The organism is Paenarthrobacter sp. 10N417 (assembly GCF_056394745.1).
Map to the genome: position 1 here is coordinate 95759 of NZ_JBFTIL010000018.1, position 21284 is coordinate 117042.

Annotated in this window: 20 protein-coding genes; 4 read left to right on the plus strand and 16 right to left on the minus strand. The window is 61.8% G+C overall.

Annotated elements, in window-relative coordinates; genetic code table 11:
* Positions 1–7: 7 nt before the first annotated feature.
* The 4 genes from AC1DCM_RS19970 to AC1DCM_RS19985 form a co-directional block, all read right to left on the minus strand.
* Positions 8–250: a DUF6167 family protein gene (locus AC1DCM_RS19970; RefSeq protein WP_431115388.1), complete on the minus strand. Its 243-nt coding sequence runs from the start codon at positions 248–250 to the stop codon at positions 8–10.
* A 22-nt stretch (positions 251–272) separates the two neighbouring features.
* The gene (locus AC1DCM_RS19975; protein ID WP_216925653.1) at positions 273–647 is read right to left on the minus strand and encodes a DUF948 domain-containing protein; all 375 of its coding nucleotides are present in this window, start codon (positions 645–647) and stop codon (positions 273–275) included.
* Positions 648–781: 134 nt separating this feature from the next.
* Positions 782–1402 (minus strand): 30S ribosomal protein S4, encoded by a 621-nt coding sequence (rpsD, locus tag AC1DCM_RS19980; RefSeq protein WP_216925553.1) that lies wholly within the window; start codon positions 1400–1402, stop codon positions 782–784.
* A gap of 167 nt (positions 1403–1569) precedes the next feature.
* Positions 1570–3081: a replication-associated recombination protein A gene (locus AC1DCM_RS19985; RefSeq protein ID WP_477519455.1), complete on the minus strand. Its 1512-nt coding sequence runs from the start codon at positions 3079–3081 to the stop codon at positions 1570–1572.
* 41 nt (positions 3082–3122) lie between these two features.
* On the opposite strand from AC1DCM_RS19985, the gene AC1DCM_RS19990 reads away from it, so the two are divergent.
* The gene (locus AC1DCM_RS19990) at positions 3123–3803 is read left to right on the plus strand and encodes an acVLRF1 family peptidyl-tRNA hydrolase (RefSeq protein WP_477519456.1); all 681 of its coding nucleotides are present in this window, start codon (positions 3123–3125) and stop codon (positions 3801–3803) included.
* Between the two features lie 7 nt (positions 3804–3810).
* On the opposite strand, the gene AC1DCM_RS19995 is transcribed toward AC1DCM_RS19990, so the two are convergent.
* From AC1DCM_RS19995 to hisS, 3 genes are all read right to left on the minus strand, one after another.
* On the minus strand, positions 3811–4665 hold the full coding sequence (locus tag AC1DCM_RS19995; RefSeq protein ID WP_477519465.1) for a GNAT family N-acetyltransferase: 855 nt from the start codon (positions 4663–4665) through the stop codon (positions 3811–3813).
* Positions 4666–4733: 68 nt separating this feature from the next.
* A complete protein-coding gene (gene aspS, locus AC1DCM_RS20000) occupies positions 4734–6527 on the minus strand; it encodes an aspartate--tRNA ligase (protein ID WP_477519457.1) in 1794 nt (597 codons plus the stop codon).
* A 96-nt stretch (positions 6528–6623) separates the two neighbouring features.
* Entirely contained in the window at positions 6624–7988 is a 1365-nt protein-coding gene (gene hisS / locus AC1DCM_RS20005; protein ID WP_431115391.1) for a histidine--tRNA ligase, read from the minus strand.
* 207 nt (positions 7989–8195) lie between these two features.
* On the opposite strand from hisS, the gene AC1DCM_RS20010 reads away from it, so the two are divergent.
* From AC1DCM_RS20010 to AC1DCM_RS20020, 3 genes are all read left to right on the plus strand, one after another.
* Positions 8196–8990 carry a peptidylprolyl isomerase gene (locus AC1DCM_RS20010; protein WP_431115392.1) on the plus strand — a complete coding sequence of 265 codons (795 nt, stop codon included), beginning with the start codon at positions 8196–8198 and terminating at the stop codon, positions 8988–8990.
* Positions 8991–9056: 66 nt separating this feature from the next.
* Positions 9057–10658 carry a DUF349 domain-containing protein gene (locus AC1DCM_RS20015; protein WP_477519458.1) on the plus strand — a complete coding sequence of 534 codons (1602 nt, stop codon included), beginning with the start codon at positions 9057–9059 and terminating at the stop codon, positions 10656–10658.
* Between the two features lie 113 nt (positions 10659–10771).
* The gene (locus AC1DCM_RS20020) at positions 10772–11374 is read left to right on the plus strand and encodes a hypothetical protein (protein WP_477519459.1); all 603 of its coding nucleotides are present in this window, start codon (positions 10772–10774) and stop codon (positions 11372–11374) included.
* Here AC1DCM_RS20020 and AC1DCM_RS20025 read toward each other — a convergent pair.
* The 9 genes from AC1DCM_RS20025 to pdxT form a co-directional block, all read right to left on the minus strand.
* Positions 11371–13764: a RelA/SpoT family protein gene (locus AC1DCM_RS20025; RefSeq protein WP_477519466.1), complete on the minus strand. Its 2394-nt coding sequence runs from the start codon at positions 13762–13764 to the stop codon at positions 11371–11373. The two genes, AC1DCM_RS20020 and AC1DCM_RS20025, sit on opposite strands and share 4 nt — an antisense overlap.
* Before the next feature lie 162 nt (positions 13765–13926).
* On the minus strand, positions 13927–14916 hold the full coding sequence (gene secF, locus AC1DCM_RS20030; protein ID WP_442005718.1) for a protein translocase subunit SecF: 990 nt from the start codon (positions 14914–14916) through the stop codon (positions 13927–13929).
* The gene (gene secD / locus AC1DCM_RS20035) at positions 14916–16667 is read right to left on the minus strand and encodes a protein translocase subunit SecD (protein WP_431115396.1); all 1752 of its coding nucleotides are present in this window, start codon (positions 16665–16667) and stop codon (positions 14916–14918) included. The genes secF and secD overlap by 1 nt, the downstream gene beginning before the upstream one ends.
* 114 nt (positions 16668–16781) lie before the next feature.
* The gene (gene yajC / locus AC1DCM_RS20040; RefSeq protein ID WP_431120238.1) at positions 16782–17162 is read right to left on the minus strand and encodes a preprotein translocase subunit YajC; all 381 of its coding nucleotides are present in this window, start codon (positions 17160–17162) and stop codon (positions 16782–16784) included.
* Positions 17163–17348: 186 nt separating this feature from the next.
* The gene (ruvB, locus tag AC1DCM_RS20045; protein ID WP_431115397.1) at positions 17349–18425 is read right to left on the minus strand and encodes a Holliday junction branch migration DNA helicase RuvB; all 1077 of its coding nucleotides are present in this window, start codon (positions 18423–18425) and stop codon (positions 17349–17351) included.
* Entirely contained in the window at positions 18418–19062 is a 645-nt protein-coding gene (gene ruvA, locus AC1DCM_RS20050; RefSeq protein WP_477519460.1) for a Holliday junction branch migration protein RuvA, read from the minus strand. Before ruvA ends, ruvB begins: the two co-directional genes overlap by 8 nt.
* Before the next feature lie 104 nt (positions 19063–19166).
* On the minus strand, positions 19167–19745 hold the full coding sequence (gene ruvC, locus AC1DCM_RS20055) for a crossover junction endodeoxyribonuclease RuvC (RefSeq protein WP_431115399.1): 579 nt from the start codon (positions 19743–19745) through the stop codon (positions 19167–19169).
* Between the two features lie 45 nt (positions 19746–19790).
* A complete protein-coding gene (locus AC1DCM_RS20060; protein WP_477519461.1) occupies positions 19791–20546 on the minus strand; it encodes a YebC/PmpR family DNA-binding transcriptional regulator in 756 nt (251 codons plus the stop codon).
* A gap of 3 nt (positions 20547–20549) precedes the next feature.
* Entirely contained in the window at positions 20550–21251 is a 702-nt protein-coding gene (pdxT, locus tag AC1DCM_RS20065; RefSeq protein WP_216925537.1) for a pyridoxal 5'-phosphate synthase glutaminase subunit PdxT, read from the minus strand.
* Positions 21252–21284 lie beyond the last annotated feature (33 nt).

Genomic DNA, 21284 nt, shown 5'->3' on the forward strand with positions numbered 1-21284 from the left:
GTGTTCGCTAGCGCCGGCCGGCGTTGGGGTTGTTATCCGTACTGGTAATGCCCAACGCGGCCCTCAAGTCCTCTTCGCGTTCATGCATGCCTGAACGCACGGCGTCGGCGAAATCGAACAAGCCATCGGCCAGGCGGCCAACCGCACGGTTCAGGCCGTCCGGGCCGATGCTGGCCTGGGCCTCGGTGACTTTGCGGAAGGCGATAATGCCAATGGCGACGCCAATGCCCATCCAAACAATTCTTTTCATGTGTTCCTGGTCTCCAATTGGTTCAGCGGCTGCGGCGGCCGGAGGAAGGAGCGCGACGGCCCGCGAAGGCTGAACGGACACCATAGCTGAAGGCTGCAACCTTGATCAGCGGCGAACCAACAGTGGCAGCCACCAGGGAGGACAGGGCTGAAATGTTCGCCGATGCGTCGGACACGTTCGAGGCGATGCCGTCGACCTTTTTCAGTTGCTGGTTGGTAGTGGAAACCGTTGCGGTTACTTCATCCATGAGGGGCGTCGCCCCGTCGCTGATGGATCGGATGGTGGTGCGCACTTCGTCAAAGACGCCACCGAGCTTCAAGATAGGCACGGCCAACAGCAGGACCAGGAGTGCGAAGACTCCTGCTGCGATCAGGCCGGCGATGTCGCCACCAGACATAGAATTCATCTCCTAGATTGTTGCGCTGCCCTGCACGGCCGGAATCCGGCTTCGGCCAAGGCCTCCCCAGTACCCTATCCAAAAAGAAAGCCCGTGGCGTGTGCCACGGGCTTCCTTGTAAGCGCTGCTTGAATTTAGCGAGCGTAGAATTCGACGACGAGCTGCTCTTCGCAGATCACGGGGACCTCAGAGCGCTTCGGGCGACGAACCAGGCGGGCCTGCAGGGCGTCGAGCTTGACGTCCAGGTATGCCGGCACGTTGTTCAGGGCGTGGGCACCAGCAGCTGCGACCTGGAACGGAGCCATGACCTCGGAGCGGCTGTGAACGTGGATGAGCTGGCCTTCGCCAACGCGGAAGGACGGGCGGTCCACGCGGATGCCGTCAACCATGATGTGGCGGTGCACGACGAGCTGGCGGGCCTGTGCAATGGTGCGGGCGAAGCCTGCACGCAGTACCAGGGCGTCCAAACGCATTTCGAGCAGCTCAACCAGGTTTTCACCGGTGAGGCCCTTGGTGCGGCGTGCTTCTTCGAAGGCACGGGTCATCTGGGCTTCGCGGATGCCGTACTGTGCGCGCAGACGCTGCTTTTCGCGCAGACGTACGGCGTAGTCGGAGTCCTGCTTCTTGCGGGCACGGCCGTGCTCACCGGGGCCGTACGGGCGGCGCTCCATGTACTTGGCGGCCTTGGGGGTCAGAGCAATGCCGAGTGCACGCGAAAGGCGTGCGGTACGGCGAGCACGAGTGTTGTTAGCCACTTGTGTCCTTCCAAATTACTGCGGTGTGTCAGTGTTACTGGCCTCCATCAGGGAGAGCATCGGCCAACCGCTGCCTTTTGCTACTGGCCCGCGGCACAGCTCCATTGAAGGAATCTTCAAAGGGATTGTGCGTCGGGTCATGCCAGACAAGCAACTATCCTACCACGCTACTGTCCGCGGATGATCTTCCGGAGCCGTTCCAGCCTGGCGGCTATATCGCGTTCGGCGCCGTTGTTTGTTGGCTCGTAGTAGTCCTTCCCCACGAGGTCATCCGGCGGGTACTGCTGTGTTGCCACCCCATGCGGTTCATCATGCGCGTACTTGTAGCTCTTGCCGTGTCCCAATTGTTTGGCACCTGGATAGTGCGCGTCGCGCAGATGCATGGGGATTCCCCCGCCGAACCCGGCACGGACGTCTGCAACTGCCTTGTTCAGGCCCATGTACGCCGCATTCGACTTGGGTGCGGTGGCAAGGTGGACGACAGCTTCCGCCAGGACAATCCGGCCTTCCGGCATCCCTATCAACTGGACGGCCTGCGCGGCTGCCACAGCTGTTTGCAAAGCGGTGGGATCGGCCATGCCGATGTCTTCCGCAGCGGAGATGACGATGCGCCGCGCCACGAACCTCGGGTCCTCCCCCGCCTCCAGCATCCGCGCCAGATAGTGAAGGGAGGCATCAACGTCCGAGCCCCTGATGGACTTGATGAACGCACTGGCGACGTCGTAGTGCTGGTCGCCGGCCCGGTCATAACGAACAGCAGCGGCATCCAGGGCACGCTCGGTGTGCCTGAGTTCCACCAGTACAGGAGCGTCGGGGGCGCCGTCGCCGGCAAGCCCCGGTTCGCCGTCGTCGGTGACATTGGTCTCCGCGGCAGTGTGGGTCCCGGCGGCGGCTTCCTCCTCGACGGCGGTTGAGACGGCATTGCTGTCTCCGAAAGCGACGCCGGCCGCAGCCTCCAAGGCAGTGAGCGCCCTTCGGGCGTCACCTCCGGAGAGCCGCACCAAATGATCCAAAGCCTCCGGACTGAGTTCCACGCGCCCGGCAAGCCCACGGGCATCGGCAACAGCCCGCTGTAACAACCCTGCGATGTCGTCATCCGTCAGTGGCTTCAACGTCAACAAGAGCGAGCGGGACAGCAGCGGTGATACCACCGAGAACGATGGGTTCTCGGTGGTGGCCGCCACCAGGACCACCCACCGGTTTTCAACGCCAGGCAACAGTGCATCCTGCTGCGCCTTGTTGAATCGGTGGATTTCATCAAGGAACAGGACAGTGGTCTTCTTGTACAGGTCCCGGGCGGTCAAGGCCTCATCCATCACCCGGCGAACATCCTTTACGCCAGCAGTAATGGCGGACAGTTCCACGAACTTCCGCCCCGGCCCGCGGGCAATGACATGCGCCAGCGTGGTCTTCCCGGTGCCCGGAGGCCCCCACAGAATGACGGAGCTCGGCCCGGCCGGCCCCGCAGCTTCTGCACCGGCGGCGAGCTGCCGAAGCGGGGAACCGTGACCCAGCAGATGCTGTTGGCCCACCACGTCATCCAGGGTCCGGGGCCGCATCCGAACTGCGAGGGGGCTCCGCTGGGACGCCATCCATCCGGCGTCGGACGCTCCCCCGGCGGCAGGCAGATCCTCCGACTCGTCGTCGTTGTTTGCACCGGCACCAAAGAGATCTTCCACATGGATAGGCTACTCATAGTTCCAACAAAGGAGACATCGACGTGGACCGCCGCGCATCCGCCCCGCAACAACGGCAGCCGAAGGCCTCCAGCCGCACGGCCCTTGTCCCCGCATCACGGCTGTCCGGTTGGGTGGATCGCTTTGCCCACAGCCATGGCCCACTCACTGAAGAGACTGACGACGGCGGAATCCTCCTCCGCGCCGCTGACGGGGCTTCTGCCCTCCTCAAGGCACCGTGGCCGGTGGATGGACGTCCAGGCCGGGGCACCACTGACATCGAACGGCTTGCCGCTCTTGCAGGCCAGGAACGTGGCCTTGGTATCCTGCTGGTGCGTCGGGGCGGTTTCGCCGTGGCTGTGGCGAGCGGAAGCAAGGTCCTGGAATCCAAAAGCGGTAACCGCTACGTTCAGTCCAGAACCGCTGCAGGCGGCCAATCCCAACAACGGTATGCCCGGCGCCGCTCCAACCAGGCGGACGCCTTGGTGGACTCCGCGGCGGAACACGCCGCGCGTATTTTTGCCAGCCACCGTGTTGAGTACCTTGTACCCGGCGGGGATAGAGCCTTGGTGGACCTGGTTCTGGCGCAACCCTCCATGCGCGCTCTGGCCAGCCGAAGCCAACTTGCTTTCCTGGACGTCCAGGAACCCAAAACTGCTGCGCTTGCAAAAGCTGCTTCGGATGCTTGTTCCATCCGGATCCTGGTGACTGATCCACCGGCGTAGGTGATCCTCAGCAGCCTCCAGGCGCCCTCCTCAAGGGAGCCTGCCGATACAGATAACTCCCTTGTTCCACGAACCCGGCCCGCGAATACAACGCCTGGGCACCGCAGTTGGATGCAGTGACCAACAGCCAAAAACCCCGGAGATTGCGGGCCGCTCCCTGATCCAGTAGCGCTGACAGGACCATCGTTCCGTAGCCCCGCCTGCGGTGGGTGGCCGAGGTCGCCATGCTGTAGAGGCCTCCCCAGCCGTCCACCAGGGCGAGGCGTCCGACGGCGGCCGGTACGCCGTCGTTGTCCCTCACCAGCGCGTAGAGAGACTCGCATCCGGTAAGAATGGCGCGGGCAACCTCCAGTTCCGCCTGGCCACCACGCCCATCCACGGACCACCACAAGCGAAGCCATTCATCGGTGGGCGCGTCCGAGAGTTCTACCCCCTGGGGCCCGGCATCCAAGGTTTCCAAGACGTCCATGCCCCGGACCATAATCAGGGTTTCGGACTGCCTGGTGAAGCGTTGCCCGTCCAGGACGGCGTTAAGGCCTGCACTACGGGAGTCATCGAATATCTGGAAAATGAGCGGGAGACGCCGCTGCCTGTACCACGCTGACGCCGAACTGACTGACCGCTCCAGATCCGGAATGCTTTCCAGGTCCGGAATGCTTTCCAGGTCCGGACTGCTTGCCATGTCCGGCGCGCCGGGCAGCATCCCGGGCAGGTTCTTCGCCCACACGGAGTTCGCCCTCTGCGTGACCCCATCGGACGCACGGAGCACCCACTCCCCTGCACTTCCCGAGTCAAGGGTTTCGCGCTCTGCTGCCGGCCACGCCTTATCCATGAGGGTTTCCAAGAATGCTTGTTCCAAGATCGAGGCACCTTTCATCTGCAGGAACACCAAAGGCCCCCCACATCAGTGGGGAGCCTTTGGCTACCGTCTTATTCGGACTTGGTCTCCGGCTTGGCCGCAGGCTTGGTTTCCGGCTTGAAGTCGACGCCGGCTTCCTTTCGCTGCTGTGCCGTGATGGGGGCAGGAGCGGCGGTCAGCGGGTCAAAGCCGTTGCCGGTCTTCGGGAAGGCAATGACGTCGCGGATGGACTCGACGCCGGCGAGCAGAGCCACTACGCGGTCCCAACCAAGCGCGATGCCGCCGTGCGGCGGCGCGCCGTACTTGAAGCCCTCCAACAGGAAGCCGAACTTGGTCTCGGCGTCCTCCTTGTCCAGGCCCATGAGCTGGAAGACGCGTTCCTGAACTTCGCGCTCGTGGATACGGATGGAGCCGCCACCGATTTCGTTGCCGTTGCACACGATGTCGTAGGCGTAGGACAGCGCAGACTCCGGATCCTTGTCAAAGGTGTCAAGGAACTCCGGCTTGGGAGAGGTGAAGGCATGGTGCACGGCTGTCCACTGGCCGGCACCCACAGCAACGTCACCGGAGGCAACTGCAGCGGCAGCGGGCTCGAACATCGGCGCGTCCACGATCCATACGAAAGCCCAGTCTTTGGGATCGATCAGACCAGTGCGGTGGCCAATTTCAACACGTGCAGCGCCAAGGAGGGCCCGTGATGCGGACTTCTCGCCGGCGGCGAAGAAAATGCAGTCACCCGGCTTGGCACCAACGGCGTCGGCCAGGCCTGCCCGCTCTTCGTCGGTGAGGTTCTTTGCCACGGGGCCGGCGAGTTCGCCGTCTTCCTTGTAAAGAACGTAGGCCAGTCCCTTTGCGCCACGCTGCTTGGCCCATTCCTGCCAGGCATCCAGGGCACGGCGCGCCTGCGAGGCGCCCCCGGGCATGACGACGGCGCCAACGTAAGGTGCCTTGAAGACGCCGAAGTTGGTGTCCTTGAAGAACTCAGTCAGCTCGGTCAGCTCCAGGCCGAAGCGCAGGTCCGGCTTGTCGGAACCGTACTTTGCCATGGCGTCCAGGTACGTCATGCGTCGGATCGGCGTGGGGACCTCGACGTCGATCAGTTGCCACAGGGCCTTCACAATCGCTTCACCGAGCTCGATGACATCGTCCTGGTCAACGAAGCTGGCCTCGATGTCCAACTGGGTGAATTCGGGCTGGCGGTCCGCGCGGAAATCTTCATCACGGTAGCAGCGGGCAATCTGGTAGTACTTTTCGAATCCGCCCACCTGGAGCAGCTGCTTGAAAAGCTGCGGCGACTGCGGCAGCGCGTACCAGGAACCCGGGGCAAGCCTGGCGGGGACGACGAAGTCGCGGGCGCCTTCCGGCGTCGATCGCGTCAACGTGGGTGTCTCAATCTCGACGTAGCCGCGCTGGTGCAGCAACTCGCGGGCGATGCGGTTTGCTTCTGAGCGGAGGCGGAGGTTCCGGGCCAGGCCAGGGCGGCGAAGGTCAAGGTAGCGGTGCTTAAGGCGCGCTTCCTCGCCAACCTCGACGTGCTCGTCGATTTGGAACGGCAGGGGGTCCGAGGTGTTCAGGATGATGACCTTGTCCGCCATGACCTCGATCTCGCCAGTAGCAAGCGCAGGGTTTTCATTGCCTTCAGGACGCTTGTTGACGGTACCCGTCACCTGCAGGACGTATTCGTTCCGCAGGCCGTGGAAGACCTCTTCTTCACGGACAACCACCTGGGCGACACCGGAAGCGTCACGAAGGTCAACGAATGCAACGCCACCGTGATCACGGCGGCGGCCCACCCAGCCGGCCAGGGTAACGGTTTGTCCAATGTGCTCGGAGCGAAGAGATCCGAGGTCATGTGTGCGCAGCACAGCATTCCTTTCAGCATGAATTTTCAAGGGATCATTGCAAAGACGATCCCGTCCGAGTTTACCCGCCCCGGCCGCGGCTGAATCACCTGGCCTGGATCAGGCGGTGATGACCCGGACGTGCAGATCTTCCTCCGACGGCGACCAACTGGCCGGGTCAGCGTCCACCTGCGCGCCGGACCGGATGTCCTTGACCTGGTGCTTGCCGTCATCGTCAGTGAACCAAACAAACGGAATTCCGCGACGATCCGCGAACTTGATCTGCTTGCCGAACTTTTCAGCCTTCGCAGCAACTTCAGTCGCAATACCTCGGCCGCGAAGCTGTGCCGCGACGTCCTGTGCCGCGGACCAACTGTCGTCGTTATTCAAAGCGACCAGGACAGCGGTCGGCACTGCCCGGGTAGCCGTGGCAAGCTCCTGGCTCAGGATCCGCGAGACCAGGCGGGTGACGCCGATGGACAAGCCGACGCCGGGAAACTTCCGGTTTCCCTTGCTGGCCAGGGCGTCGTACCGGCCGCCCGAGCAAATCGAACCCAGTTGTTCATGGCCTACCAGGACAGTTTCGACGACGGTTCCGGTGTAGTAGTCCAGTCCCCGGGCGATGCTGAGGTCAGCGACCACCTTGCCGGGCGCGCGCTGGACCGCAGCCTCAATGACCTGCTGGAGCTCGCTCAATCCTTCCTCGAGGAGGTCATCAGTCACCCCCAGGGCACGTACCTGATCCACGAACGAGGTGTCCTCCGTGCGGATGGTGGCAAGCTTGAGCGCCAGTGCCGCCTGCTCATCCGAGGCGCCGAGCTCGCTCTTGAGCAGCTCAGCGACTTTGCCTTCGCCAATCTTTTCCAGTTTGTCGATGCTCCGCAGGACTCCGGCCGTATCAGTCAAGCCAATACCGCGGTAGAAGCCTTCAGCGAGCTTGCGGTTGTTGATCCGGAGGCGGAAGTCCGGAATCGGGAGGGCGCTCAGCGCCTCAGCGATGACCAACGCGATTTCAACGTCGTAGCGGAACGGCAACTCGCCATCGCCCACCACATCTATATCTGCCTGGGTGAATTCGCGGGCACGGCCTTCCTGCGGACGCTCGCCACGCCAGACCTTCTGGATCTGGTACCGGCGGAAGGGAAAGGCAAGATAACCCGCGTTCTCCACGACGTACCGGGCGAAGGGAACAGTGAGGTCGAAGTGCAGGGCAAGCGCATTCGGATCGGCTTTGTCTGCCTTGTCCGTGGTGGTTGACCTGGATGCTTCAGCTTCGTCGTCCTGCAGGCGGCTCAGGCCATAGACCTCTTTGTCGATCTCGCCTTTACGCAGCAACTGGCCAACCGTTTCAACAGCACGCGTTTCAATCGAGGAGAAACCATGCAGTTCGAACGTTTTCCGGAGCGTGTCCAGGACATGGAGCTCCACCAACCGCTCCTGGGGAAGCCACTCGGGGAATCCGGACAGGGAGGCGGTACGTGCCATGGTGGATAAATCTCCTCGAAGAAAGCTGACTCAGGAATGAGCACCGCAGCTTTAAAGGCCTTTTCGGCGATTATGGGGCGGGCGTCCAGCCGGTCATGCATAAACTATGTGCGGCAGCCAGTTTATGCTTTCCGCGCGTGCACATCTAATGCAGCATGCCCGGTCCCTGCAGGCGGCCGGCGAACGTGGACACAATCAGGAGGACTCTTGGCAACAAGGTCGCGGGATGACCGCGAAGCGAGACGCCGCATCCGGCAGATGGAAGCCAAGCGTGCCCTGCGGCAGGAACAGGGCAAGCGGCGCAAACGCGACAACACTGTTGCCATCGGCGCGGGCGCTGCCGCTGTGGTCCTTGCGGTGGTGCTGCAACTGACAGTTTTCAGTTCCAACCCCACTGAGGCAGAGTTCGCCGCCGCAGAGGCCGGACTGAACTCCCCGTCGGCTTCTCCTTCGGCCTCCAACAGCGCAGACATACCCAGCCCGGACACCGCAGCCGGTAAAACCTTCACCGGCGAGCTCGCCCTGAACAGCGGCGTTGTGGGAGTGGAATTGAACGGAACTGCTGCGCCCCAGGCAGCGGCGGTCATCAAGTCCCTCACCGATGCCAGTTACTACAACGGAGCCTTCTGCCACCGCCTTACAACCTCCGAGACATTCGGCCTGCTGCAGTGCGGCGCCAAATCCGAAGACGGCGCAGACGATCCCAACTACCGCTGGGGTCCCCTGGAGAACACACCAACGGACAACACATACCCGGCTGGAACAATCGCCGTTGCCCGCTCGGGAAACAACGCCTATGGCAACGGTCATCAGTTCTTCATTGTCTATAAGGACACAACAATTCCTGCGGACACAGCCGGGGGTTACACAGTGGTGGGCAAAGTCACCAGTGGTTTGGATGTGATCACGAAAATCGCTGCAGCAGGCCTGAAACCCGGCGAAAACGCGACCGACGGCGCCCCTGTGGCACCTGTCACGATAGACTCGTTTTCTCTGAAGTAACCAGCCTTTGGCCCCGGTCCGGGGTGCAGTACCTTAGCAGTCCCTCCAAGCGAAAGACTTTTAGCGGTGACAGACAGTCAGAAATCCGACGAAACAGCAGTAGTGGCCAACCAAGACGCAGTCGAGGCAAACAGCCCGAACGGCACTGAAGCAGCACCTGCGGCTGAACAAACTCCCGCAGTTGCGGCCGACGAAGCACCGGCAGAAGCAACCGAAGTGGCACCCGCAGCCGAGGAGGCACCAGCAGCTGAGGCGGCACCCGCAGCGGAGGAAGCACCAGCAGCTGAGGCGGCACCGGCAGCGGAGGAAACCAAGCCTGCCGATTCGCGTCCCGCTCCTTCCCCTGCTGCCTTCGCGGCCCGCCCCAAGGCTCCTGCCGCCGTCGTTCCGGCTGCACCAGCAGTGTCTGCCGCCTCGCTTGCAGAGGCAGCCAAGTGGGGGCGCGCCGAAGGCGACGGCCACGTATTCCTCACTTTGGATGGCGAAGAGATTGCCGTTGGCCAGTACCCGGGTGTTAGCCCTGACGAAGCCCTGGGCTACTTCGCCCGGAAGTTCGACGACGTCATTGCCCAGATAGTCCTGCTGGAACACCGCGTGGAATCCAAAGCCCCGGCAACGGACATGCAGAAAACAGTGACCCACCTCCGAGAGCAGCTCGCAGAGCGCAACATGGTGGGCGACATCCGTTCGGCCGAAGCACGCCTGGACACGCTGTCCGAGCAGATCGCCGAGCTGGAAAAGTCCGAGAAGGCAGCCCATGAGGCCGTCCGCGCCAACGAGCTTGCCGCGCGCGAAGCCATTGTGGCGGAGGCAGAGGCCATCGCTGGCCAGGATCCTGCGCAAATCCAATGGAAGACGTCCAGTGCGCGAATGAACGAACTCTTCGAGACGTGGAAGGCTGCGCAGAAGAGCGGGGTCCGTCTTGGCCGCAGCAATGAAGACGCACTCTGGAAGCGCTTCCGCTCGGCACGCACTGTCTTCGATCGCCACCGCCGCGCGTACTTCTCGCAGCTGGACAGCAACAATTCTGCGGCCAAGGTGGCCAAGGAAGCATTGATCGCAGAGGCTGAGGCGCTTTCCTCTTCCACTGACTGGGGCTATGCCGCCGGGGAGTACCGCAGGCTCATGGATCAATGGAAGGCCACCCCACGCGCCAGCCGCAAGGATGACGACGCGCTCTGGGGCCGTTTCCGCGCCGCGCAGGATGTGTTCTTCAGCAACCGGCAGGCCGCGAACGAGCAGATCGACCAGGAGTACACGGCCAACCTTGCAGTGAAGGAGCAGTTGGTAGCTGAGGCCCAGGCGCTGCTGCCGATCAACGATCTCAACGCAACGAAGAAGGCCCTGCAGTCCATTCGTGACCGCTGGGAAGATGCCGGTAAGGTCCCCCGGGCGGACATGGGCCGCATCGAGGCCGGTCTTCGCAAGGTGGAGGACGCAGTCCGCGAGGCTGAGGAGGAGAAGTGGCGCCGGAGCAATCCGGAGACCAAGGCCCGCACCAACAGCGCTTTGTCGCAGCTTGAGTCCGCGATTGCCGGGCTCAAGGAGGATCTGGAGAAGGCTGAAAAAGCCGGAGACCAGCGCCGCATCAAGGCTGCGCGTGAAGCTCTCGAAGCACGTCAGGCGTGGCTGGACCAGATCCAGCGCTCAGCGAGCGATCTCGCCTGACCCAGCTTTGGGTTCATGGTGAACCATGTTTCTTCTGCAGGCCCTGTACCGGTTATCCACATGCCCGGTACGGGGCCTGTACTGTTGCGGCCAGGACACGGAATGATCAATGAATGGTCCCACCCGTCACAGCCCCGCAACTGCAGGAACCCGTTCTTCCCGAGCTCTACGCACCCAGCCGCATCTTCACCTGGCCTGAATTGCAGGGCATGGCGCTGGATGGCATCCTGCTTCCCTTGTACGGAAGGAGCTATGCGTCGCCCGGGATTGCAGTCACGCCCCGCCTCCGCGCCCGTGCGGCTGCCCTGACTGTCCCGGACCGGATGCGGACCAAAGTGGTCGCGGGCAGGCTTACCGCGGCCTGGATCTACGGATGCGCCAGCCCTCCGGAGCGGCTATCACTCCTGGTGGATGCCAAGCATCGTATCTCAAGCGTGCGCAGTGCCCGGGGGTGCAACCTCCATGAGGTCCGGCTCGGCCAACTCGACGTCGTAAGCCTTGGTGGGATGCTCGTCAGCAGCCCCTTGAGAACAGCAGCGGATATTGCACTGCACGTCGAGTCGGATCAGGCCCTGCCGGCCCTGCGGCGACTCCTGGACCACCCGGAGCTCGGCATCAGGCTTCGTTTACTCACCCTTGCCGTGGAGGCAGCGCCGCGGGTTCCCCACAAGAAGCGTGCGCTCGCTACGCTCGCACGGCTCATGTCCCCGAACTAGCTCCTGCGCCTGTTACCCGTGGTGCGATACACGTCGAAGACCCCGTCGATACGCCGCACCGCGCTGAGGACATGGTGCAGATACTTTGGGTCACCCATTTCGAAGGCAAATTTAGAGATCGCCACCCTGTCGCTTGACGTGTGAACCGAGGCCGCAAGGATGTTGACATGGTTTTCAGACAGGACACGCGTGACATCGGACAAGAGTGACTTCCTGTCCAGGGCTTCCACCTGAATCTCCACCAGGAAGACACTGGACTGTGTTGGTGCCCACTCGACCTCGACGATCCTGTCCGGCTGGTCTCGCAACCCGGAGACGTTGGTGCAATCGGTCCTATGGACCGACACGCCGGAACCGCGGGTGACAAATCCAAGGATCGGGTCAGGGGGCACGGGAGTACAGCACCGGGCCAGTTTTACCCATACGTCTCCCACGCCGCGAACGATGACACCGGAATCGGAAAACTTGGACTTCGCAACCTGCGTGGGGATGCTGACCTCGTCGAGGTCCTCATCCGGGGTCTCGTGTCCACCAAGGTGTTCTACGAGCTTCTCCATGACGGACTGGGCAGAGGTGTGGCCGTCACCCACCCCTGCGTACAGACCGGAGATGTCAACGTAGTGGAAGTCCTCGGCGACGGCAGACAGCGCGTCATGCGTCATAAGTCGCTGAAGTGGGAGGTTCTGCTTTCGCATTGCCCGCGTCAGCATGTCCTTGCCGCGGTCAATCGCTTCCTCACGGCGTTCCTTGGTGAACCACTGGCGGATCTTGTTCCGGGCCCTCGCTGACTTGACGAAGTGTTGCCAGTCCTGGCTTGGACCCGCGCCCTCCGCCTTTGAGGTGAATATCTCGACCCAGTCGCCATGGTTCAGTTCGCTGTTGAGCGGCACAAGCTTGCCGTTAACGCGGGCTCCGATGGTCCGGTGACCCACTTCGGTGTGAACCGCGTAGGCGAAGTCCACGGGAGTCGATCCGGCAGGCAAGGCCATGACTTCGCCCTTGGGCGTAAAGACGAAGACTTCCCGTGCGTTGATCTCGTACCTCAGTGAATCGAGAAATTCGCCCGGGTCCGACGTTTCCTGCTGCCAGTCCACCAAGGACCGCAGCCAGCCCATATCGCCGTCGCGTGGGCTGCCAGGGCCAACCGCAGTACGGTTGGGTTGGTCCTTGTACTTCCAGTGGGCTGCAACGCCATACTCAGCCCGGCGGTGCATCTCATGGGTACGGATCTGGATTTCCACGGGCTTTCCACCCGGGCCGATGACCGTAGTGTGCAGGGACTGGTACATGTTGAACTTCGGCATGGCGATGTAGTCCTTGAACCGCCCTGGGAGGGGGTTCCATCGCGAGTGCAGGGTACCAAGTGCCGCGTAACAATCCCGGACCGAGTCAACCAGGACGCGAACGCCCATGAGGTCGTTGATGTCGTCAAAGTCCTTATCGCGGACGATCATCTTCTGGTAGATCGAGTAATAGTGCTTGGGCCGGCCGGTGATGGTCGCCTTGATCCGCGCAGTCCGAAGATCATCGGCAATCTGGTTGCGGATGACACTCAGGCTCTTCTCGCGTTCGGGGGTGCGGTCCCCCACCATGCGGACGATTTCCTCGTACACCTTGGGGTAGAGCGCCGCGAAGGACAGATCCTCCAACTCCCACTTAATGGTGTTCATACCCAGGCGGTGTGCCAGGGGAGCGAAGATCTCCAGGGTCTCGCGGGCTTTACGGGACGACGACTCTGCCGAAACGAACCGCCATGTGCGGGCGTTGTGGAGCCGATCGGCAAGTTTGATCATCAGGACCCGGATGTCCTTGGCCATGGCCACGACCATCTTGCGGACCGTCTCCGACTGGGCTGCTTCACCGAAACTGACCTTGTCCAGTTTGGTCACGCCGTCCACAAGCATGGCGACTTCCGGGCCGAAGTCGCGGGTGAGGTCATTCAGGGTGTAGGGGGTGTCCTCCACCGTGTCATGGAGCAAGGCAGCGGCCAGAGTGGTTCCTGTCATCCCCAGCTCAGCAAGGATGGTGGCTACTGCCACCGGGTGGGTGATGTAGGGATCACCACTCTTGCGCTTCTGCCCTTGGTGGCTGCGCTCTGCTACGGCGAATGCGCGCTGAATGAGGTCGAAGTCTTCTTTGGGGTTGTTGGCCCGCACCGTTCGCAGGAGCGGTTCCAGAATCGGCGAGTACGGCGCCATCCCCCGGCCGGTCAATCGCGCAAGCCGGGAACGCGTGCGCTCCCGCCTACCCGGAAAAGTTGGACGCACGCCGGGAGTATCGACTGGAACCGTACCAGCAGTCCGTCCAGCCACGCTTGTTGCCGGAACCGCCACACCGTGGTGACTGTCCTCCCCGCCCGTCGGTGGTGCCGACGTCGCACGTTCTTCCACAGAAGTACCCCTCACGACCTATTTAATTCTTCCAGTCTATTCCCGCAGGCGAATGCTTCCGCAACCGGACAGCACATGACGCACGCCCCGGCAAGTCAAAGAGAAAGGACCCCGCTGTAAAGCGGGGTCCTGCTCCAGGACGTAATGCCCAGTGGAAATAGTCTAAACAGTGGCCTCGGCCCTGCGGTGAGCCACTTTCTTGGCCTGCTTCACGAGGTCCGGCTCGCCCTGGCGCAGCCAGGCGTAGAGCGGTGCCGCAATGAAGATGGTCGCTGCCGTTCCGATGAGGATTCCGACGAACAACGCCAGGGAAAGGTCCCGCAGCGTTCCTGCGCCCAACAGTCCGGCCCCGATGAAGAGGATCGCCGCAACCGGAAGGACGGCAACCATCATGGTGTTGATGGAGCGGACCAAGGTTTGGTTGACGGCAAGGTTGACCTCTTCACCGAAGGTCCGGCGTGTGGAGGTGGAAATGTCCGCCGTGTTCTCGCGGATCTTGTCGAAGACCACCACGGTGTCATACAGCGAATAGCTCAGGACAGTCAGGAATCCGATGATGGCCGATGGCGTCACCTCGAAATCACTCAGGGCGTAGACGCCCGCTGTGGTGAACATGGTGACGAGCATGCCCACCAGGGCAGAGAGTGACATCTTCCAGGTCCGGAAATACAAAGCCATGAGGACAGCAGCGAGGCCGACGAACACGACCAGCCCAATGAGTGCCTGGCGTGTGACATCCTGACCCCACGTGGGACCAACAAAGTTTGATGTCACCTCGTTGTCCGTTACGCCGTAAGCGGTGGTCAGGCCTTCTTTGATGCGGTTGGTCTCGTCATCGGTCAGCTGATCCGTCTGAATCCGCATGGTGTTGCCCGCCACGTTCGCAACGCGGGGAATGGCACCGGATACGACGTCATGAACAGCCTTTTCGCCCAGGCCGGCATCGGTGGTCTTTACGTTCGAAACGGTGAACTCGGAGCCGCCACGGAACTCGATGCCGAGGTTGAAGCCGCCCTTCAAAACCGGGATCAGGATGGAGAGTGCCACAGCGACCGCAGCAATGATGAACCAGATTTTCTTGGAATCAACAAAGTTGTAAGAGCGCTTGCCCGTGTAAAGCTCGTTGCCGAAGGTTGCGAAGCTCGTGGTCATTACTTCTCCTCCTTGGTGCCGTTGGAAGGACCGGTCAACTGGCCCTTCTCGGCGAGGCGCCGTTCGGCGATGGTCATGCGGCGTTCCGCTTCAGCCGCGGCACCTGTATTGCGTGCACGGACAACAGCCGGTTTCTCAGCAGGTGTGCGAAGACGTCCGGCTCCCCGATACAGCGGGACAGCTCCCAGACGGTCAGGTGACAGGCCGGAGAACCTGTGGCCTTCGCCAAAGAACCTTGTGCGGGCAAGGACCTGCAGCATGGGGTGCGTGAACATAAACACCACAATGAGGTCAGCCACAGCCGTGAGGCCAAGCGTGAACGCGAAGCCACGCACATTGCCTACAGCCACAAAATAAAGGACCAAGGCTGCCAGCAAGTTCACTGCCTTGGAGGCCAGGACAGTCCGTTTGGCGCGCTTCCAGCCATTCTCGACGGCGGACACGAGCCCGCGGCCTTCGCGAAGTTCATCGCGGATTCGTTCGAAGTACACAATGAACGAGTCGGCCGTCTGTCCGATGGCCACGATCAGGCCTGCAACACCTGCGAGGGAAAGGCGGTAGTTTTCAGTCCACCCCAGAATGGCGATGGCAAGGTAGGTCAAACCACCGGCGACAACCAGGGAAGCGATGGTGACAAAGCCAAGGGCCCGGTACTGGAACAGCGAGTACACAACCACCAGCAACAAGCCGATGAGTCCGGCAAGCAGGCCGAGCCGGAGCTGATCGCCACCGAGCGTGGCAGAGATCTGTTCCTGGGACTGGATCTCAAAGGAGATCGGCAAAGCACCATAGCGGAGTTGGTCGGACAGTGCTTTTGCTGAGGCCTGGGTGAAGTTACCCGTGATCTGCGGTTTTCCGTCAGTGATGACAGCAAGCGACCTCGGTGCTGAGATGACCTTGTCATCAAGGACAATGGCGAATTGCGCCTTGGGATCGTTGCCGCCCTGGGCAAGGGACGCGGTGTAGAACTGGTTCAGCCGCTCCGTAACTTCCTTGAACTTGGCAGTTGCCTCGGAGTTGAACGTGATGTTCACGCCCCAGGAGTTCGTCACCGATCCCTGTGCGCCCTGGACCTGCGAGAAGGACGAGGAGCTGATGTCCTGGCCTTTGACCTCGACCGGACCAAGGATGTACTTGATGGCGGGAGTCTTGTCCGTGGCCGGTTCGCAGGTCACCAGAGGCTTCGCCGGATCAGAACGTTCCCGCTTCTCAGTGGAAGGGTTGACGCAGTCGAGCGCCTCGAATTCCTTGTAGATCTCAGGAGTCACCCAGTTGGTGTCGCTCGCGTTGGTGGGCTCTGCAGTGGGCTTGGGCAGCTTGTCATCCGGTGTACGGGATTCGACAGGGACGGCAGCAGGATCAGCCGCAGCGATCACCGGGCGGAAGTTCATGTCCGCCGACGCCTGGATAAGATCACGGGTTTCCTTGGACGGAGTTCCCGGGAGGCTCACCACCACGTTGCGCCCCGACTGGGTGCTGATCTCGGCTTCGGCAACACCGGAGCCGTCTACACGCTGCCGGATGATGGCAACTGCCTGGTTGAGCTGTTCCTCAGTGATCTCGCTGGAACCCTCTACCCGCGGTGCCAGGATCATCTGGGTACCGCCCTCGAGGTCCAAGGCAAGTTTGGGAGCCCAGCTTGCATGGCCGGAAATGACTCCGCCACCCAGGACAGCGGTGAGTACAACGAATATTGCTCCAAGCCAAGTCAGCACCCTGCGGGCTGAGTTTTTGGGGCCGGTCCGTGCCATTATCGATCTTCCTTTTATCGCCGGACAGCCGCCGGCGGACGCTGGTGAGCGTCTGCCGGCGGCTTTCCGCTGCCGTAGAAGTGTCCTTGCGCGGTGTTGCCGCGACTGACGGTGCTAGTTGTCCTTCTTGTCCTCTTTGTTGAGGCGCGCGATGGTTTCATCCGGCGTCTCAGTCGCAGCCGGGGTCTCATCGGCAACGGTCAGCGAAGAAGCGTCGTCCGGAACAACAGGGGCTTCCTCTTCAGCCTTTTCGACCACCTTGGTGACGGCCTGGCGGTGAACCGTAGCTTCGTTTCCGGGAGACAGCTCGATAACGACCTTGTTCTCAGCTTCATCGATGGACACGATGCGTCCGAAAAGACCGAAGCTGGTCATGACATCGACGCCCGGAGCGAACTTGGACTGCATCGCAGCCTGCTGCTGCTGGGTCTTCTTGTTGCGGCGGAACATCATGAAGACAAAGAGTCCAAGCATGACGAACAGCAATATGGTCATTGGATCCACAGGGAAGTTCCGTTCTTTACTTACGTTTTGGTTCACGGCAACGTCCCCGGCAGATCCTGCGGCCACGGGACCAAACCCGCATAGCAACGCGCTTCACCGCGAAGCGGGCGCATGGATCAAGGACTCGAACGTGCCGAGCGTCATACCAGTCTAGTGGGAAAAGCTGAATACAGCGTGTTAACCGATGGTATCTACGCTTTCAGCGTGGTTTTCATCCTCGTCAAACAAGGCAAGGGTCTCCTGGCCGAATACGCCCGCCGGCACAGCATAACCGAGGTGTGTCCATGCTGGTGCCATGGCGATGCGCCCACGGGGTGTCCGCCCAAGCAGTCCTTCGCGCACCAAGAACGGCTCAGCCACGGTCTCCACCGTTTCGGGTTCTTCGCCCACGGCAATCGCCAAGGTGGACAAGCCAACCGGGCCACCGTTGAACTTGGTAATGAGGGCTTCAAGAACGGACCGGTCCAGCCTGTCCAGGCCACGCTCGTCTACTTCGTACATATCCAAGGCAGCTGACGCCGACCGTGCGTCGATTTGCTCAATGCCATGAACGAGCGCCCAGTCACGAACACGGCGCAGGAGTCGGTTGGCTATACGTGGTGTTCCCCGGGACCGTCCGGCGATCTCGGTGAAACCTGCAGAGTTTACCTTCAGGTCCAGAAGCCCGGCAGAACGGCGGAGGACAAGTTCGAGTTCGGCCACCGAATAGAACTCAAGGTGCCCGGTAAAACCAAAGCGGTCCCTCAAGGGGCCCGGAAGAAGTCCTGCGCGGGTGGTGGCACCTACCAACGTGAAAGGCGGGAGTTCCAGAGGAATTGCAGTTGCGCCTGCGCCCTTGCCCACCACGATATCCACGCGGAAGTCCTCCATGGCCATGTACAGCATTTCTTCTGCGGGCCTGGACATGCGGTGGATTTCGTCAAGGAACAGGACCTCGCCCTCCGAGAGCGAGGAAAGGATGGCTGCGAGATCCCCTGCGTGCTGGATGGCCGGGCCGCTGCTGATACGCAGCGGCGCGTTCATCTCCGCTGCAATGATCATGGCAAGTGTGGTCTTACCGAGTCCAGGAGGTCCGGACATCAGTACGTGATCGGCGCTGCGGCCACGCATCTTCGAGGCTTCAAGCACCAAGGCAAGTTGCTTGCGGACCCGATGCTGTCCTACGAAGTCGTGCAGGTTCTTGGGGCGGAGAGCAGCCTCAATGACCCGCTCTTCCGGTTCCTCTCCCCCGCTGACGAGTGACTGCTCAGCCACGGCTGCCTACGCGGTTGCCGGCGCGTGCCCCGTCTTGGCCAAGCCAGCGCAGGGTAGCCCGAAGTATTTGGGCCACGTTTCCTGCGTCTACGAGTTCCGGCGAGTCGGCCATGGCTTTGTCGATGCTGCCGTTGGCGTCTTTCTCGGACCATCCCAAGCTGGTCATGGCCGCGACTACCTGTGGCTTCCATTCCGCGTTCGGGGCTGCGGCGGGAGCTGTACCGGTACCGGTTCCGTGCGGGACCAGCTTGCCCGCCAGTTCAAGGACAATCCGGCCAGCAACCTTGGGCCCAATGCCCGGAACCTTGGTGAACGCCTTGCTGTCACCAGTGTGAGCCGCCACCCGAATGGCTTCCGGCTCGTGCACCGCAAGTACGGCCAGTGCCAAACGGGGCCCAACCCCGCTGACACTGAGCAGGACGTCAAAGACTTCGCGTTCGTCGTCGTCGGCAAATCCGAACAGCGTGAGCGAATCTTCACGGACGATCATGGAGGTGAAGAGCTTGGCCTCGGCCCCTACTTTTAGGTGGCTTAAGGTCTGCGGTGTAGCAAAAACGCTCATTCCCGCACCGTTGAGGTCAATCACGGCGGTCGACAAGCCAACGTGGGCAACTGTTCCACGGAGAAAACTGATCAAGACCCGGCTCCTGAGGTACTGCCTGCTGTGCTGCCATGAATCCATGGCAGCCAAACGGACTATCCGAACATATCTACGAATACCCTAGCAAGGGGTACCGACAATCACCGCCCGCGGCGCGCTTTCGCTTCCGCTTCCGCCCAGGCCCGCTGAGCCGGGGTGAGGGAATCCGTGCCCGAACTCCCGCTGATTCCACCCATGCCGCTCCCTGCCCGCCAAGCATGCGTCAGGGCAAGGGCAAGCGCGTCTGCGGCGTCGGCGGGCTTGGGTGGGGCATCGAGCCGCAGGATTTTGGTCACCAATTTGGTGACAGCGTCCTTGTTGGCAGTACCGCTTCCGGTCACGGCCGCCTTGACTTCAGAAGGCGTGTGCAAGGCGACGGGAATGCCGCGACGTGCGGCGGCCGCGATGACAACGCCCGAGGCTTGGGCCACGCCCATCACAGTGCTGACGTTCATCTGCGAAAAAACGCGCTCGACGGCGACGACGTCCGGCTCGTGCAGGTCCAGCCATTCGTCGATTGCCTGTGCGATGACCAAAAGCCGCTTGTCCAGCGTCAACTCGGCCGAAGTCCCCACCACTCCAACCGCCACCATGGTGGCCCGGCGGTTCCGCTCGATATCCACTACACCGATGCCGCAACGGGTGAGGCCCGGATCGACTCCCAATACGCGAAGAGTCAAGTCCGGGCCTCCCTGTTTGTTGTCAAAATAAAGGTGCTGCCCTGCCTAGTCGGCGTCGAGGGCAGCCTGCACTTCCTCGCTGAAGTCGGCGTTGCTGTAGACGTTCTGGACGTCATCGAGGTCTTCGAGGGCATCCACGAGTTTCATGAATTTCCGGGCACCATCAATATTTAGGTCCACCTGCATGGAGGGCACGAATTCAGCTTCATCGGATTCGTACTCGATGCCGGCATCCTTCAAGGCGTCACGGATGGCCTGCAGATCCGAGGGCTCGGAATGCACTTCCCAGTTCTCGCCGCTGTCCTTGACTTCCTCTGCGCCGGCGTCCAGGACGGCCATCAGGATGTCATCCTCGCTCAGCCCATTCTTTGGCAGCACCACGACGCCCTTGCGGGTGAACAGGTAACTGACCGAGCCGGGATCTGCAATGGTGCCACCGTTGCGGGAAATCGCGAGTCGAACCTCGGAAGCCGCACGGTTCTTGTTGTCGGTCAGGCACTCGATCAACAACGCCGAGCCCTGCGGGCCACGGGCTTCGTACATGATTTCGGTGTAATCGACCACTTCGCCCGTGAGGCCGGCACCACGCTTGATGGCGCGGTCGATGTTGTCGTTGGGAACCGAGGTCTTCTTCGCCTTGGTAACCGCGAGTTCCAGGCCTGGGTTGCCAGCGAGGTCCGGGCCGCCCATGCGCGCAGCAACTTCGATGTTCTTGATCAGCTTTGCGAACGACTTTGCACGCCTGCTATCAATGATGGCTTTCTTGTGCTTGGTAGTCGCCCATTTGGAGTGGCCTGACATGCTTTACGCTTCTCCTCTGATCATTCGAATAAAGAGTTCATGCACGCGCTTCTCACCTGTGACTTCCGGATGGAAAGAGGTGGCCAACAGCTGGCCGGAGCGCACTGCAACAATTCTAGCCAATCCGTGCAACGTAGCGGTGTGGCTGGCATGCTCCGGATCAACCTGAGCCAGGACCTCGACTCCCGGGCCAACCCGTTCCACCCAAGGTCCACGGATGAAGACCGCGTGCACCGGATCCACGCCGGACTCCCCCGCGCTGAACTCGAGTCCTTTGAAATCCAGGTCCGTCTCAAAGGACTCGCGCTGCCGCCCGAAGGCATTGCGGCGCACCGTGATGTCCAGTCCACCGAAGGTCTGCTGGGGGTTTCCGTCCAGATCGGTAGCGGGATCGGCAATCTCATCGGCAAGGAGAATCATGCCGGCACAAGAGCCGTACACGGGGAGGCCTTCGGCGATGCGCTTCCGAAGGGGGTCCGCGAGCTCGAAGATCCTTGAAAGTTTGTCGATCGTGGTGGATTCCCCACCCGGGATGATGAGGCCGTCAACGTCATCCAGCTCTGCGGGGCGACGGATGCCCACACCCGTGGCGCCTGCGGCTTCCACTGCGTGGATGTGCTCGCGGAAGTCGCCTTGGAGGGCCAGTACGCCGATCCGGAGTCCTGCACCCACGCGTGATGAAGCGTCGGAAAGGGGGTTGGTCATTAGACCATCATAGTGGCCCGGCCCGGAATCTCC

Excerpts from the sequence above, each read along its gene's own strand:
- AC1DCM_RS20060 (WP_477519461.1), bottom strand. The coding sequence starts at position 20,546 with ATGTCAGGCCACTCCAAATGGGCGACTACCAAGCACAAGAAAGCCATC.
- yajC (WP_431120238.1), bottom strand. The coding sequence starts at position 17,162 with ATGACCATATTGCTGTTCGTCATGCTTGGACTCTTTGTCTTCATGATG.
- secD (WP_431115396.1), bottom strand. The coding sequence starts at position 16,667 with ATGGCACGGACCGGCCCCAAAAACTCAGCCCGCAGGGTGCTGACTTGG.
- hisS (WP_431115391.1), bottom strand. The coding sequence starts at position 7,988 with ATGGCACGTACCGCCTCCCTGTCCGGATTCCCCGAGTGGCTTCCCCAG.
- AC1DCM_RS19970 (WP_431115388.1), bottom strand. The coding sequence starts at position 250 with ATGAAAAGAATTGTTTGGATGGGCATTGGCGTCGCCATTGGCATTATC.
- pdxT (WP_216925537.1), bottom strand. The coding sequence starts at position 21,251 with ATGACCAACCCCCTTTCCGACGCTTCATCACGCGTGGGTGCAGGACTC.
- secF (WP_442005718.1), bottom strand. The coding sequence starts at position 14,916 with ATGACCACGAGCTTCGCAACCTTCGGCAACGAGCTTTACACGGGCAAG.
- AC1DCM_RS19975 (WP_216925653.1), bottom strand. The coding sequence starts at position 647 with ATGTCTGGTGGCGACATCGCCGGCCTGATCGCAGCAGGAGTCTTCGCA.
- AC1DCM_RS20020 (WP_477519459.1), top strand. The coding sequence starts at position 10,772 with ATGGTCCCACCCGTCACAGCCCCGCAACTGCAGGAACCCGTTCTTCCC.